We start from the raw sequence: 15,144 nt of genomic DNA on the forward strand, positions 1-15,144 counted from the left end.
TTATAATGACTTTTAATCGAAAGAATAATGAGTTCAAACAAGCCGTCCATTCCCAAAGGCACCCGCGATTTCGGACCTGAGGAGATGGCAAAGAGAAACTATATTTTCAATACCATCAAGAGTGTCTATGCGCTTTATGGTTTCCAGCAGATAGAGACCCCTGCAATGGAGACTCTCCACACGCTGTTGGGCAAGTATGGCGATGAAGGCGACAAGCTCCTTTTCAAGGTTCTCAACTCTGGCGACTACCTGAAAGGCATCAACGACGAGGAGCTTAGAGAGCGCGACGTACTGAAGCTGCAGACCCAGCTCTGTGAGAAAGGCCTGCGCTACGATCTTACTGTGCCTTTTGCCCGCTATGTAGTCATGCACCGTGAAGAACTTCAACTACCCTTCAAACGTTACCAGATCCAGCCCGTGTGGCGCGCTGACCGTCCGCAAAAAGGTCGCTACCGCGAGTTCTATCAATGCGACGCCGATGTAGTGGGCAGCGACTCTCTACTCAACGAAGTAGAGCTGATGCAGATTGTCGATACAGTCTTTACAAAGTTCGGCATCCGCGTAGACATTATGATCAACAATCGAAAGATCCTTGCCGGTATAGCAGAGGTTATCGGTGAAGCCGACAAGATCGTAGATATCACGGTTGCCATTGACAAGCTTGAGAAGATCGGCATTGACAACGTGAATGAGGAACTACACAATGACGGCCTTCCAGAAGAAGCTATCGCGAAACTGCAGCCTATCATCAAGCTGCAGGGCTCTAACGATGAAAAACTCACCGTGGTAGCCGACTTCCTTAAGAGCTCTGAGATTGGACTGAAAGGCGTGGAGGAAACTCGTTTTATCCTTGACACTTTGAAAAACTCAAAACTCAAGAATGAGGTAGATTTGAACCTGACATTAGCACGAGGACTCAACTATTACACCGGTGCTATCTTCGAGGTAAAAGCCCTCGACACGCCCATGGGTAGCATTACGGGCGGCGGACGCTATGATAACCTGACAGGAATCTTTGGTATGCCAGGCCTCTCCGGCGTTGGTATCAGCTTTGGTGCCGACCGGATCTATGACGTGCTCAATGCCTTGGATCTCTATCCGAAGGAAGCAACGACAGCAACACAACTGCTTTTCATCAACTTTGGTGAGAAAGAGACAGCTTACTGCTTGCCTATGGCAACAGAAGCACGCAGGGCCGGAATACGTACTGAGGTCTACCCTGACAAGGCAAAAATGAAAAAACAGATGAGCTATGCCAATGCGAAAGGCATCGCCTACGTGGCTCTCGCAGGTGATAACGAAATAGAACAGGGGAAGGTAACGCTCAAGAATATGTCAACAGGAGAACAACAACTGGTCACTGTCGGCGAGCTCATTAAGAAGATACTTGGATGATATGAATATAGACCAATATCGCAACAAAATTCTCGAAATCCTACTCAAGGCGCAGGATTCCAACGGCAATAATCGGCTGACAGAGCAGGAAGCCCAAAGTCTTGCCAATGAGTTCAGTGATCAGGAACTCATGGATGGCATGGACTTCAATACACCAGAAGAAGTTGCCGATATGCTCCTTGAGTCAGGGCTATAATGATTAGCTATATTTAACTATGAAAGACCGGAAGACTATTGATCAGCTCATCAGTTCCAACCAAGGTTTTGTCGTCAGCATAGCTTCACACTACAAGCACCGCGGTCTCGACATGGACGACCTCATCAGTGAGGGGAACATAGGGATGTTGGCAGCCGCACGCGCTTTTGACCCTGCTCAGGGTAAGAGCTTTGTATCTTATGCTGCACCCTTTATCCGTAATGCTATCGGGAAAGCCATCGAACAGCAGTCTGGACTGTACAGGGTGCCGAGAGATGTAAGCAACCCCATTATAGAGAAGAAACGCTCACGCGCCTTGTCGATAGATGCGCCCGTAGGTGGCAGCACAGAGCTGAGCCTGGCCAGAGTCATACCCGACAAGAACGCCGATGACCCAGAAAAGGTACTACAAAACAACATCTTAGGCAAGGAGCTAACTATTATCGTGAAAAACTTGCAACCAAGAGACCAGCATGTCATACGGCGTTTCTACGGCATCGGTATGGAAGTAAGAACCATGGCAGAGATTGCCCAGGAGATGGGAATCAAACGAGAACGCGTCAGACAAATACGTGACCATGCTGTCAGGCAGATCCTGAAGGCTACCCATAACGCAAGGCTAAAAGACTATTTGAAAAACTGAACACAACATGAAGTATTTCCTTCTTTCTGACATCCATGGCTCACTTTCCCGCCTGAAAATTGCCCTCGACATTTACCATAAAGAGAAGTGCGACATGCTCCTACTCCTGGGTGACATTCTCAACTATGGCCCTCGAAATGGACTGCCGGAGGGACTTGATGCCCGTGGGGTAGCTAATGAACTGAATGTACTGGCGGACAGAATTGTAGCGGTACGTGGTAACTGTGACTCAGAAGTGGATCAGATGTTGCTCCAGTTTCCTATTACAAGTACATACTCTATCCTCGTTGACGAAGGCCGTGTTGTTCTGCTTACCCATGGTCACGTTTACAACAAACAGACGCTGCCGCACGGTCGTTTTGATGCGATAATCTATGGCCACTCCCATCTGTGGGAATTATCAAAATTAACAAATAGCCTTGACAACAGTGAACTCATATGCTGCAACATAGGATCCATTACATTCCCCAAAGGAGGGCGGGTACCTACATTCGGCATCATGGACAATGGCGTCATCACTATTCGAGACCTTAACAACACAATCCTTGCAGAAACGAAAATATAACCTCCTGCCAACGTCCTCGCTGCCCGATTATGAAAGGAACTAACAAAACCAAGAAAGCATTATGAATAAGATCCTGAAAAAAGCCCAATTCTCGGAAAAGGTTTATTACCTCGAAGTAGAGGCACCGCTGATTGCGCGGAGCTGCAAACCGGGCAACTTTATCATTATTCGGGTAGACAACCTCTCTGAGCGTGTGCCCTATACGATTGCCAAGAGCGATCCCATTAAAGGTACACTATCGCTTGTCGTACAAGAGGTCGGCCTCTCGTCCACCAAATTGTGCCAACTACCCGAAGGGGCTTATGTACAGGACATCGTCGGACCACTGGGCACACCCTCAAGGATAGAGAAATACGGCACTGTAGTGTGTGCAGGAGGCGGTATAGGAATAGCTGCCATCCTCCCGATTCTCACTGCACTGCATAATGCAGGTAACAAAGTGGTTTCTGTTCTCGCAGGTAGGACAAAGAATCTTATCATCCTTGAAGATGATGTCAGGGCGAACAGCGACGAAGTCATCATCATGACCGATGACGGCTCATATGGAGAGAAAGGCGTTGTGACTGTTGGTGTCGAAAAGGTCATTAAGCGCGAGCATGTCGATAAAGTGTTAGCTATCGGTCCTCCTATGATGATGAAGTTCACATCCTTGCTGGCTAAGAGCTATAATATCCCTAATGATGTGTCTCTCAATACCATTATGGTTGACGGTACAGGGATGTGCGGCGCATGCCGTCTTACTATTGGGGGCAAGACACGTTTTGTCTGTATAGATGGTCCTGAATTCAACGGAGATGAAGTGGACTGGAACGAGATGCTGAACCGAATGAATACATTCAAAGGGGTCGAGCATGAAGAAATGCAGCACTGGCATGATAGTGGAGAACCTGAAATTGGTGTTGTTCCTGATAACGCTGTGCAGGCCTATCAAGTCGAATGTGAGACCTCCTCGTCCGAGGCTGACAGTAATGATGAGCTCACCGACCGTACTGCCGCCTGGCGTGAAAGTCTCCGGAAGACAAAGAAACCAAAGGAGCGCATGGCTATCCCACGGGTCAAGATGCCTGAGCTTGATCCGTCCTATAGAGCTACCACACGTTTGGAAGAGGTAAATAAAGGGCTGACTGCCGAAATGGCACAACAAGAAGCACAACGCTGCCTTGACTGCGGAAAACCTTCTTGTGTAGAAGGGTGCCCTGTCCATATCAAGATTCCCGATTTCATCAAGAACATTGAGCGTGGCAATTTCCTTGGTGCAGCCACCGTGCTCAGACAGACTTCAGCACTACCTGCTGTGTGCGGTCGTGTCTGTCCGCAAGAAAAGCAGTGTGAGAGTAAGTGTGTTCATGTCAAGATGAATGAGCCCGCTGTGGCTATTGGCTATCTCGAACGCTTTGCCGCTGACTATGAACGTGAGCATGGCAACGGAAAACTGCCGGTCATGGCTCCTGGAAATGGAATCAAAGTGGCAGTAATTGGTAGTGGGCCCGCAGGATTGAGTTTCGCAGGTGATATGGTAAAGAGAGGATTTGAAGTCTATGTCTTTGAAGCTCTACACGAAATTGGCGGCGTTTTGAAATATGGCATTCCCGAATTTAGACTGCCCAACAAAATCGTTGACTCCGAGATTGATACTCTCAGACGTGAGGGCGTGCATTTCCAAACCGATACCATTGTCGGCAAAACCATTACAATAGACGAACTTGAAAATAATGGTTTCAAGGGATTCTTTGTTGGCTCGGGAGCCGGATTGCCAAACTTCATGGGCATCCCCGGAGAAAATCTTATCAACGTGATGTCTTCCAACGAGTATCTTACCCGTGTCAACCTTATGGATGCTGCCAATCCTGATACCGATACTCCTATCAACATTGGCAAGAAAGTTATTGTAGTGGGTGGAGGGAATACAGCCATGGACTCATGTCGTACTGCTAAACGACTTGGTGCTGATGTTACACTCGTCTACCGGCGCTCAGAAGTGGAGATGCCTGCACGCCTCGAAGAAGTAAAACATGCTAAAGAGGAAAGAATTCACTTCCTCACACTTCATAACCCCAAAGAGTATATCGCTGATGAGCAAGGACGTGTATGTGCAGCCGTACTTGATGTCATGAAACTTGGTGAACCCGACAATTCTGGGAGACGCAGACCTATTCCTACAGGAGAGACCTTGAATGTCGATTGTGACCAAGTGATTGTAGCAGTTGGAGTATCCCCCAATCCTCTTGTCCCCAAATCAATCCCCGGATTGGAATTGGGCAGAAAGAATACGATTGTCGTGGGTGACGACATGCAGTCCTCACGACAGAACATTTATGCAGGAGGGGATATCGTTCGTGGTGGAGCCACTGTAATTCTTGCTATGGGCGATGGCAGACGTGCAGCAGCCAATATGGCAGAACAACTCCTGACAAAATAATAGAAGTAACCATTTTATCATGAGAAAGATTTTATTTCTTTTACTGTCCATAACGCTTACCTTACCATTGACTGCACAGAAGAAGAAAACTGTGCCAGCCAAATCTAAAGTACAGGAAAACATGCCAACTGCTGGAATCAAGCTGTTTAAAAGCATGCTGCCAGCTACTGCCAAGGTAATGTTTATTGACAGTATAGTCGTGGATAAAAACGACTTTCTCAAACATGTACCATTGGGTAAAGAAGCCGGAACAATCTCGATATCAAACCCGCAAGCAGACTTCCTAAACCAGATGGGAGCTTATGAGAACGAATTGGGATTACAAAAGATCAGTGCCAAAGGCGATTCTACTCATTCAGAGCTGTTTGCTCAGACAAAGTTAGGAAACGAATGGAGCAAGGGCACGCAACTCACAGACTTTAATCATCAGCAATACTGGAGACAGAATTACCCATTTCTTTCTTCCGATGGCATAACACTCTTCTTTTCCGCTGAAGGCAGTGAGAGCATAGGAGGAAGAGATATTTTCATGAGTACATTTGACTCTGACAAGGCTTCCTGGTATAAACCTCAAAACGTTGGTTTGCCGTTCAACTCCACAGCTAATGATTACCTGCTTGCCATTGATGACCTTGATTCCCTTGGATGGCTTGTCACCGACCGCCGCCAGCCTAAAGACAAAGTCTGCATCTATACTTTTGTTCCCACTGAAACAAGACAGAACTTCAATGGCGATGATCTTGACGATGAAAAGTTAATGCCTTATGCACGACTATTGGATTTGAAGGCGACCTGGCGTTTTGGAAATCGTGATGCCGCCATGAAAAGATTGACAAGTCTTCTAAAAAGAAATAGGAAGAGTTCATCAAATGCAAGCTCAATGGCATTTATCGTAGACGACCATACCATTATCACTTCAATCACACAATTCAAGAAGGAAAAGAGTCGACAGCTTTATCAACAACTCACAGAACTGCACCAGATGAGAACAACAGAAGCCTCAAAACTTGATTCCATGCGTAAGGATTATCATAACGGAAACAAGAACCTTGCTATAGATATTCTCAAGTCGGAAAAACTATTAGAGCAGTATCAAAAAGAAATACGGGAAACTGAAAGACTAATACGAAAGACAGAACAACAATGAACACATTAACAAACAACACATTCTACCCCGAATCGGAACTAGTCATCAACGGTGATGGTTCCATTTTCCATTTGCATCTCAAACCTGAACAACTGGCGGACAAGGTTATACTCGTGGGAGATCCTGATCGAGTAAGCCTTGTAGCCTCCCACTTCGACAAGCAAGAATGCGAGGTCAACAATCGTGAGTTCCACACTATCACCGGACACTATCATGGAAAACGGATCACTGCCCTCAGTACAGGAATAGGTTGCGATAATATTGATATCGTCATGAATGAGCTTGACGCTCTGGCAAATATTGACTTCAAAACAAGAACAGAGAAAACTGCACACCACTCCCTTACTCTTGTACGCATTGGCACCTGCGGAGGGCTACAGCCCAATACTCCTACGGGAACTTTCATCGCCAGCCTGAGGAGCATTGGATTTGATGGCTTGCTCAATTTCTACGCAGGCAGGGATAAGGCATCCGACCTTCAGCTTGAAGCAGCCTTCAAAAAGCATGTCGGATGGAATCTCAAGATGGGAAACCCCTATGTGGCCTGTGCTGACAACAACTTGATTGACCAAATTGCAGGCGATGACATGGTTCGTGGTATAACCATCGCATGTGGAGGTTTCTTTGGACCTCAGGGAAGGAAACTACGTCTGCCGCTCATGGATCCGGATCTCAACGAAAAGATAGAGAGCTTTGAATATAATGGATTGCATGTCGATAACTTTGAGATGGAGTCGTCAGCTCTTGCCGGACTGGCTACACTGATGGGGCATCACGCAATGACCTGCTGTATGGTTATTGCCAACCGCCGAGCAAAGAAGATGGATACTGACTATAAGGGAGATATTGATGAACTTGTCACCCTTGTACTTGAAAGGATCTGATCAATTCCATTCATATTCTAAAAAACGCAGACTTTTCACTGTGTATAATACAGATAAGTCTGCGTCTTTTCTATTTTAGTGTTCTAACACCCTGTTCCGTCAATCCGGCAGGCATTTCCTTCCGTTTCGCCTTCCGAAAGCGGGACAAGTCCAACATCTGTGGATTTGAGTGTTATGCTCCCATCCTCCAACACATAACAGGGCACACCCACATCTCCAATTCGCCTCGACTCCTCAAATGCAGGATTGTTGTCGCGCAGTTTCAGAAAACGTTTCAGGTTCAAGATATGCTCACCAATGTCAACAATCTTGAACTTCTTCTTTAGTTCTTCACTTTGCTCTATCTGTGCTTCCACATACTCGCAGTATGGGCAAGTCTTCATGGCATACATTGTTATCATAATTTTACCAAATAGAGGTATACACGGCGGGCATCTTTATAACTTGTCGCCGGGGGTGTTCCGGTCCTGACCTGTCTTCTTGTTCTTCTCGGCTTCCGCTTTCCTGCGCTGTTCATCCTTAAGAAGCTTCGTAGTCATTTCGTTGATTTCTTCCTCACTTATGCGCTTACGCACAGTAACGAAAAGAGAGGGATCGAATATAGGCTTGTCGGTCAATTCCGAGAGACCACACATATATTGCATATACGGATTCTCACGTATTATCTGTATAGTCTCCTCATCAGACAGATTAAGCTTGTGTTTGATGACCATGGCGCCTATAACCATGCGTGCCGGCTTGTTGCCAGCCCCCCGCTCATCGTTATGCAGTTTGGAGTTGTAAACCTTCTCCAACGCTGCCCAGGGAAGCATATCGCCGAGAACGACCCAACGGTTATGCTTATCCAAATCTTCAAACGAAGATTGGAACATATCCGGGGTCAATTGCTTGTTCTTATTCTACGATGTATACTTCATGTGTACTCCTTTAACACCACAAAGGTACTAATTTTATGTGAAAAAGATGAATCAAATAGCAAATATTTATCTAACAATTAGTAAGTTATAATTATTCAGCAAACACTAAATAAATCGAAACATCGATTAGTTTTACAAACATAATACCAAAAATGATTATTCTTCCAACCAGTTTCTCACAATTTGATGTCCAAGTGGTGTAAGTACGCTCTCAGGATGAAACTGGATGCCATGGATAGAATATTCTCGATGGCGTAGAGCCATAATATTCCCATCAGGACTGACTGCAGTCACTTCAAGACAATCTGGGAGACTATCTTTACTGACCACCCAACTGTGATAACGTCCCACCTTAAAATGTGTAGGAAGTCCCTGAAAAATAGGATCGTTGGAGAAATGTTCACAATCGGTCGCAACCCCATGGTAGACTTCCGATAGGTTTTCTAATTTAGCGCCAAACACTTCTCCGATTGCCTGATGACCGAGACAGACTCCAAGCATTGGCTTTCTGCCTGCATAAGAACGGATGACATCAAGCAACAACCCGGCCTCAGAAGGAATGCCAGGTCCAGGAGACAGTATAACTTTGTCGTACTTCTCCAACAACGGCAATTCAAACTGATCATTACGAACCACATCAGCCTCTGCACCTAATTCTTTAACAAGGTGAGCCAGATTATATGTGAAAGAATCATAGTTGTCAATGATAATTATTCTCATAGTTTCTCTGCTTCTTTTATTGCTTTTACCAATGCCCCAAGCTTATTGTTACACTCCTGCAACTCGTATTCATCATTGCTCTTTGCCGTAACTCCTGAGCCTGCCTGAAACCACAACTCACCATTACGACTGATGAATGTACGGATAACGATAGCCTGGTTAAGATCTCCATTAAGACTGATAGAACCAATACAGCCCCCATAAGCCCCCCGATTATGAGGCTCCATCCCATTGATCAACTGTAGTGCGCGCACTTTGGGTGCCCCGCTTAGTGTACCAGCAGGAAAAGTATCAATAAATTCAAGTATATGATCTGCACCTTCATTGAGCTCACCACTCACACGGCTCACCAAATGAATCACGTGACTGTAATATTGCATATCCTTATAAAAATCCACCTTAACGTTGTAGCAGTTTCGGCTCAGATCGTTGCGTGCCAAATCCACAAGCATAACATGCTCGGCATTCTCCTTAGGATCATTGCGCAAGAACTCAGCGTTTCGCCGGTCCTGCTCACCGTTTCCCGTCCGCTTCGTCGTGCCGGCAATAGGGTCTATATACGCTTTGTTTCCAACAATGCGATTGTGAGTCTCCGGTGAAGAACCAAAAATGCGGTATCCTCCAAAATCAAAATAGAAGAGATAGGGACTCGGATTGATAGAACGTAAGGCCCTGTATAGCTTAAAGTCGTCACCTTCATAACGCTGGATAAACCGCCGGCTGATGACGATCTGAAAAACATCCCCCCTCATACAATGCTTCACACAGCGCCTCACATTCGCCTTATGCTCCTCATCTGTAAGCGTAGATGTCACCTCACCAATGGGATGGAAGTCGAACGGCTTGATACTCGATTTGTTGGCAGAAGTCAACAAGGCATCCAAATCTTTCTCAGTTCCCAAGGTCACAAAGTCAATCATATTATTGAAATGGTCGAATACAATGAGATCCTTGAAGAGAATGTAGAGAATATCTGGGGCGTCATTGCGCTCCATCGTGGTATCCTTAACAGGTATGTTTTCAAAATATCGCACCGCATTAGCGGAAGTAAAGCCAAATATCCCATAGTATTGGCTTCCTCTACCCTCCACATGGAAACTGTTGAGAAATCCATTTATCGCTTTTGCCACTGCCAGCTTCGGCGCATCACTATTCTCACTCGACACTTCACGCTTTATAGATGATCCATCTGGAAACAGCATTGTTATGATGCCATGCGCCACTTGAATGCTTGCCATAGGGTGAATCCCTATGAAACTTTTAGCATTGTCGTTACCATGATAATCAGAACTCTCCATGAGCATAGACTGCGGATAAAGATCACGCAGCCGCATATAAAGGCTCACTGGTGTGTAGAGGTCTCCCAACAGCCTCTTCGCCGTTGTATGATAGTTAAAACTTACCATAATCTCCTGCCATTTCTTTGTTTTTAAGATAGGTCTCTATGTCCTTGTCACCACGACCGGATACGGTAAGTACCACCACATCGTCGGGTTTTAACTGCACCTTGCTGAGAGCAGCTACAGCATGTGCACTCTCTATGGCAGGTATGATACCCTCCATTCGCGTCAGTTCATAGCCTGCACGTATAGCCTCATCATCATTGATAGCAACGACCTTCTCGCGTCCCGTCTTGGCAAGATATGCATGCATCGGACCAATTCCAGGATAATCGAGACCTGCCGAGATGGTGAACGCCTCCTTGATTTGTCCATCGTCGGTCTGCATCACCAAAGTACGTGAGCCATGAACGATACCTTCCGTACCGCAATGGATGGTTGCGGCAGTATAATCGGTATCAACACCGTGTCCACCAGCTTCAGCCAGCACAATCTTCACACGACTGTCGTTAAGATAGTGGTAAACTGTTCCTGCAGCATTACTACCTCCACCCACACAGGCGACAAGATAATCAGGATAATCCTTGCCAGTTTTCTCTTTCAACTGCCATTTCAGCTCTTTGGAGATGACACTCTGAAGCCGCGCTACAATATCGGGATAAGGATGTGGCCCCATAGTAGAGCCTACAATATAGAATGTTGTCTCAGGATGACAACACCAGTCGCGTATAGCAGCTGTACAGGCATCGCTCAACGTCATATTACCAGTGGTCACCGGATGCACCTTCGCCCCTAACATGCGCATACGCTCAACGTTGGTGTGCTGTCGCTCCACATCGGTCTTACCCATAAAAATCTCACACTCCATATTGAACAAGGCACATACCGTCGCTGTCGCTACGCCATGCTGCCCTGCCCCCGTCTCTGCGATAATGCGCGTTTTACCCATTTTACGCGCCATCAGAATCTGGCCGATGGTGTTGTTGATCTTATGAGCGCCGGTATGGTTGAGATCTTCACGCTTAAGATAGATCTTACAGCCGTATTTCTTGCTCATACGGCTGGCGTAGTAGAGTGGCGAAGGCCGGCCGACATAGTCCTTCAGCAAGGAATAATACTCATCTTGAAACTCTTTTGACTCAAGTATTTGCTTATATTGATTCTGCAGGTCATGCACCACCTTATATAGTATCTCAGGAATATATGCCCCACCGTACTGACCAAAAAATCCATTTTTATCTGGTTCCATGTCTTTGTTGATTTATATTATCCTCATCTATTACTGAGTGCCTCCATAAGTTTATCGAGTGCCTTGTCGGGGTCTTGTGTTTCTCTTAAGAGGGTAACGAACTTACTACCGATGATGGCACCGGCAGAATTCTGCTGTGCACTCTCCAGTGTCTGCTTATTACTGATGCCAAAGCCTATCATACGCGGGTTGTGGAGGCTCATAGAGTTGATATGATTGAAATAAGCCACCTTCTTGGTATTAAACTCTTTCTGGGCACCAGTGACACTCGCCGAAGACACCATGTAAATGAAACCGTCTGTATTGTCGTCGATAAAATGAATACGCTCATCGCTCGTTTCCGGCGTAATCATCATAATGACACGTATGTCGTAGCGGTCGGCAATAGGCTTGACGATGTGCTGATAGTCGTCGAAAGGCAGGTCGGGGATAATAACTGCTGACACGCCACTGTCAGCCAGGTCGGCGAAGAACAGCTCATATCCATAATGCATAATAGGGTTGAGATAGCCCATGAAGACAAGCGGGATAGAGATTCCATCCTTAATGGTCTTGAGTTGCGAGAGCAGCCGCTTTGTCGTCATGCCGTTTCTGAGAGCGACAGCACCCGCCGATTGAATGACTGGCCCGTCAGCTAACGGATCACTGAACGGCATGCCCACCTCTACGAAATCGATGCCATGACGCTCCATGGCTTTAATGACGTCGCCGGTACCGTCCAGTGACGGACAGCCTGCACAGAAATACAGGCTCAGCAACTTCTTATTGCCACGATTGGCAAACAGTTGATTGATCTTATTCATTGCTCCTTCAGTTTATTTACGAATTCTTGTAGTTTCACCACGTCTTTTAAGGCTGGCTCTGTCTCAAAACGACTGTTGACATCCACGCCTGCAAACATCGGGTGATGAACTCTCAACAGATCATCGACATCTTCCGGTCCAATGCCTCCACTCAACAAAAAGGGAGTATTCCCCTTGTAGGCGTCAAGCGCTGACCAGTCGAAATGCTTTCCACTTCCACCTTTCTCCGGAGTTTTGTAATCAAAGAGAAAGAGGTCTGCAACGCCCTCGAAAGCCTCACACTCTACAAAATCAGCGGCTGAGGAAATACCAAATGCTTTGATAAACTTGATGTTACGAACGATATCAGGGACCAGCGTACGCCGGAGATTATCAATAAGCACAGGAGCCTCGTTGCCATGAAGCTGGATGTAGTCGAGTGAATAATTGTAGACATAAGTCACAATAGTCTGCGGCATCTCATCAACGAAAACGCCTACCCTTTTAATACTTTTCGGAAAAATATAATGGCGAGTTCCATCAGCGTTGACGGCATAGTCGAGACGCTCAGGACTGTAATCGGGTAGAATACCTGCTTGAGAACTAATCATCTTGACAAAACGCTTACTCCCAGGCCAGAAGTTGAAGCCCATCATATCAATGTCAAGTCCTGCTACATCGCGGATGTTTTGGGCATCCCGCATCCCACATACTTTGATGATCATAGGTTGTCAATGAATTGTTTGAGGGCAAGGCCCGGATTGTCTTCTTTCATGAAATGTTCACCCATAAGGAAACCTTTGAAACCTGCCTGTCTTAGCTTTAGCACCGTCTCTGGTCTGCTGATGCCGCTCTCACTGACACAACAAGTGCCCTGAGGCAACCGCTCTGCTAAACGGAAACTATTGCTTACATCTGTCATAAAGGTCCCCAAGTTGCGGTTGTTGATGCCATACATGTCAGGCTCAAGCTCACAATAGTCGAAGTCACGCTCACCGTGCATCTCCAGCAATGTCTCCAGCCCTAGCTCGTGAGCAAGACGCTGCAAATGCCGGCACTCGTCCATAGTGAGACAAGCGGCAATGAGCAACACCGCCGAGGCACCACAATAGCGGGCCTGATAAAGCTGATAATCATCGATGACGAAGTTTTTATAGAGAATGGGCAGCTTGACACCGGCTTCGCGCGTCCGCTGAATAAACTCGTCGTAGCCACCAAAATATTCGGTATCGGTCAGAATGCTCAAGGCCGTTGCACCATAGTGTTCGTAGAGCAGTGTAACGTCTTCGGGGCGGGCTTCCTTATGAATCCAGCCCTTTGAAGGACTTTTGCGTTTAAACTCCGCGATGATACCCGTCGGTGAATCCGTCAGTGCCTTCCGCATAGAAACAGGCTTCCCGTCATCCATCATTCTCTGTATGTCGACAGCAAACTGCTGAAGAGGCACATATCGCTTGCGCTCATCTATTTCCTCGCGCTTATGTGCAACTATTTCCTCTAAGATGTCCATCGATAGAAACCTTATTTGTTAAGCTCGACGAACTTCCGGAAAGTAGCAAGTGCCCTGCCGCTATCAATGCTCTCCTTAGCAATGTCAATGCACTCTGCAATACCCTTCTTTCCTTTCTCCAACACCTGGATTCCGAAAGCGGCATTCGCCAAAACGATATTCTTCTGGGCGGGCAATGCAGTATTAGTCAGCACATTATCAAAAATCTGCTTTGCCTCTTCTTCTGTGGCACCACCTACTATTTCCTCAGGCCTGGCAATACCAAATCCCAAGTCTTCCGGTTTAAAGACGCGTTCATAAGTGTTTGTAATCACTTTAAAGTCAGCCGTGAGCGAGATCTCATCGTAACCATCTATACTGTTTACGATGCCGTAGTCGATACCTATCTTTTGATACACCTGCTGATAGAGCCTCATCTGGCCAAGCGTCGCAGTGCCCAGCAACTGGCACTGGGGTTTAGAAGGGTTAATAATAGGACCGAGAAGATTGAAGAAAGTGGGGAAAGGCAGCGCCTTGCGAATGGCACCCACAAACTTCATGGCCTTAGCGAAGAGCTGTGCATGAAGGTAGACAATGCCGCACTCATTGATGGAGCGGTTGAGCTGGTCGATATCGTCCGTGAAGTTAACGCCATGATTCTTGATGACATTTGACGCTCCACTCACACTCGTTGCGGCATAATTGCCGTGCTTAGCCACCTTATATCCGGCACCCGCAATGACAAAACATGCTGTCGTGGAAATATTAAACGTGTTCTTACGGTCGCCTCCGGTACCCACTACGTCAATGTAGCGGTCACAATCGAGTGGTACTGGTACGCCGGTCTCCAGAATACCATCACGGAATCCGAGAAGCTCATCCACCGTGATGCCACGCATCTGGATAGCTGTCAGCAACGCAGCTATCTCTGCATCATTGAGTTCGCCACGTGTAATAGCGATGAGCAATTCTTTGGTTTCCTCCCTTTTCAACTCCTCATGATTGAGAAGCTGGTTGAAAATGGCTGTAATATTCATATCCCCTATTTATTATATGTGTATGCTCGTTAAGTGCAAATAAAAGCAAAGAGGCCTGTCGTGATTCACGGCAGGCCTCTTCGTTTTTTCTATATCTCTGAAGTATCCATACGGCTCAACCTCTCACGACTTCTGAAATCCTGAGTTACGCCACCACCAATATGCAGATACATGATTCATCATGATTTAGACACTTTTTTTATATATTTGTTGCAAAATTAGTCATTTCATCTGAAACCGCAAACTTTTCTGATGAAAAAATAGTATGATAGCAAGTTTTTTAATGCTTTTAACTTTGAAATGGCGAATTCAACACATTTGAGGAAGAGTAACTATTCAGCTGGCGGGAGTGTGGTCTCTC

Annotated in this window: 16 protein-coding genes; 7 read left to right on the forward strand and 9 right to left on the reverse strand. The window is 46.3% G+C overall.

The genetic code is table 11. The features are described from left to right. The first annotated feature begins 27 nt into the window (after positions 1-27). The 7 genes from hisS (at position 28) to PREMU_RS09170 (ending at position 7,249) form a co-directional block, all read left to right on the forward strand. Positions 28-1,395 carry a histidine--tRNA ligase gene (hisS, locus tag PREMU_RS09140; protein ID WP_007574735.1) on the forward strand — a complete coding sequence of 456 codons (1,368 nt, stop codon included), beginning with the start codon at positions 28-30 and terminating at the stop codon, positions 1,393-1,395. A 1-nt stretch (position 1,396) separates the two neighbouring features. Continuing rightward, the gene (locus tag PREMU_RS09145; protein ID WP_007574737.1) at positions 1,397-1,591 is read left to right on the forward strand and encodes a hypothetical protein; all 195 of its coding nucleotides are present in this window, start codon (positions 1,397-1,399) and stop codon (positions 1,589-1,591) included. A gap of 19 nt (positions 1,592-1,610) precedes the next feature. Beyond that, positions 1,611-2,234, forward strand: a complete 624-nt coding sequence (locus tag PREMU_RS09150) for a sigma-70 family RNA polymerase sigma factor (protein WP_007574738.1) — start codon at positions 1,611-1,613, stop codon at positions 2,232-2,234. Positions 2,235-2,241: 7 nt separating this feature from the next. Next, complete coding sequence (gene yfcE / locus PREMU_RS09155; protein WP_007574740.1) at positions 2,242-2,799, forward strand: phosphodiesterase; 558 nt, start codon at positions 2,242-2,244, stop codon at positions 2,797-2,799. Positions 2,800-2,860: 61 nt separating this feature from the next. Beyond that, positions 2,861-5,218, forward strand: coding sequence for a bifunctional dihydroorotate dehydrogenase B NAD binding subunit/NADPH-dependent glutamate synthase (locus tag PREMU_RS09160; RefSeq protein ID WP_007574743.1), 2,358 nt, complete (start codon positions 2,861-2,863; stop codon positions 5,216-5,218). A gap of 19 nt (positions 5,219-5,237) precedes the next feature. Then, the gene (locus PREMU_RS09165) at positions 5,238-6,365 is read left to right on the forward strand and encodes a hypothetical protein (RefSeq protein WP_007574745.1); all 1,128 of its coding nucleotides are present in this window, start codon (positions 5,238-5,240) and stop codon (positions 6,363-6,365) included. After that, positions 6,362-7,249 (forward strand): nucleoside phosphorylase, encoded by an 888-nt coding sequence (locus PREMU_RS09170; RefSeq protein ID WP_007574747.1) that lies wholly within the window; start codon positions 6,362-6,364, stop codon positions 7,247-7,249. The genes PREMU_RS09165 and PREMU_RS09170 overlap by 4 nt, the downstream gene beginning before the upstream one ends. 83 nt (positions 7,250-7,332) lie before the next feature. Here the strand turns inward: PREMU_RS09170 and PREMU_RS09175 are convergent, their stop codons facing one another. The 9 genes from PREMU_RS09175 to trpD form a co-directional block, all read right to left on the reverse strand. Beyond that, entirely contained in the window at positions 7,333-7,650 is a 318-nt protein-coding gene (locus PREMU_RS09175; RefSeq protein WP_040558213.1) for a glutaredoxin, read from the reverse strand. A gap of 36 nt (positions 7,651-7,686) precedes the next feature. After that, positions 7,687-8,097, reverse strand: a complete 411-nt coding sequence (locus PREMU_RS09180) for a transposase (protein WP_223918648.1) — start codon at positions 8,095-8,097, stop codon at positions 7,687-7,689. A gap of 225 nt (positions 8,098-8,322) precedes the next feature. Then, positions 8,323-8,886, reverse strand: coding sequence for an anthranilate synthase component II (locus PREMU_RS09185; protein ID WP_007574753.1), 564 nt, complete (start codon positions 8,884-8,886; stop codon positions 8,323-8,325). Continuing rightward, positions 8,883-10,292, reverse strand: coding sequence for an anthranilate synthase component I family protein (locus tag PREMU_RS09190; RefSeq protein WP_007574754.1), 1,410 nt, complete (start codon positions 10,290-10,292; stop codon positions 8,883-8,885). Before PREMU_RS09190 ends, PREMU_RS09185 begins: the two co-directional genes overlap by 4 nt. Beyond that, entirely contained in the window at positions 10,279-11,475 is a 1,197-nt protein-coding gene (gene trpB / locus PREMU_RS09195; RefSeq protein WP_007574756.1) for a tryptophan synthase subunit beta, read from the reverse strand. The genes PREMU_RS09190 and trpB overlap by 14 nt, the downstream gene beginning before the upstream one ends. 23 nt (positions 11,476-11,498) lie before the next feature. Continuing rightward, positions 11,499-12,278, reverse strand: coding sequence for a tryptophan synthase subunit alpha (gene trpA / locus PREMU_RS09200; RefSeq protein ID WP_007574758.1), 780 nt, complete (start codon positions 12,276-12,278; stop codon positions 11,499-11,501). Beyond that, the gene (locus PREMU_RS09205; protein WP_007574760.1) at positions 12,275-12,982 is read right to left on the reverse strand and encodes a phosphoribosylanthranilate isomerase; all 708 of its coding nucleotides are present in this window, start codon (positions 12,980-12,982) and stop codon (positions 12,275-12,277) included. Before PREMU_RS09205 ends, trpA begins: the two co-directional genes overlap by 4 nt. Then, positions 12,979-13,767: an indole-3-glycerol phosphate synthase TrpC gene (trpC, locus tag PREMU_RS09210; RefSeq protein WP_007574762.1), complete on the reverse strand. Its 789-nt coding sequence runs from the start codon at positions 13,765-13,767 to the stop codon at positions 12,979-12,981. Before trpC ends, PREMU_RS09205 begins: the two co-directional genes overlap by 4 nt. A gap of 11 nt (positions 13,768-13,778) precedes the next feature. Next, positions 13,779-14,783 (reverse strand): anthranilate phosphoribosyltransferase, encoded by a 1,005-nt coding sequence (trpD, locus tag PREMU_RS09215; RefSeq protein ID WP_007574764.1) that lies wholly within the window; start codon positions 14,781-14,783, stop codon positions 13,779-13,781. Positions 14,784-15,144: the final 361 nt, after the last annotated feature.

The organism is Hallella multisaccharivorax DSM 17128 (genome assembly GCF_000218235.1).
In the GTDB taxonomy this organism is placed as follows: domain Bacteria; phylum Bacteroidota; class Bacteroidia; order Bacteroidales; family Bacteroidaceae; genus Prevotella; species Prevotella multisaccharivorax.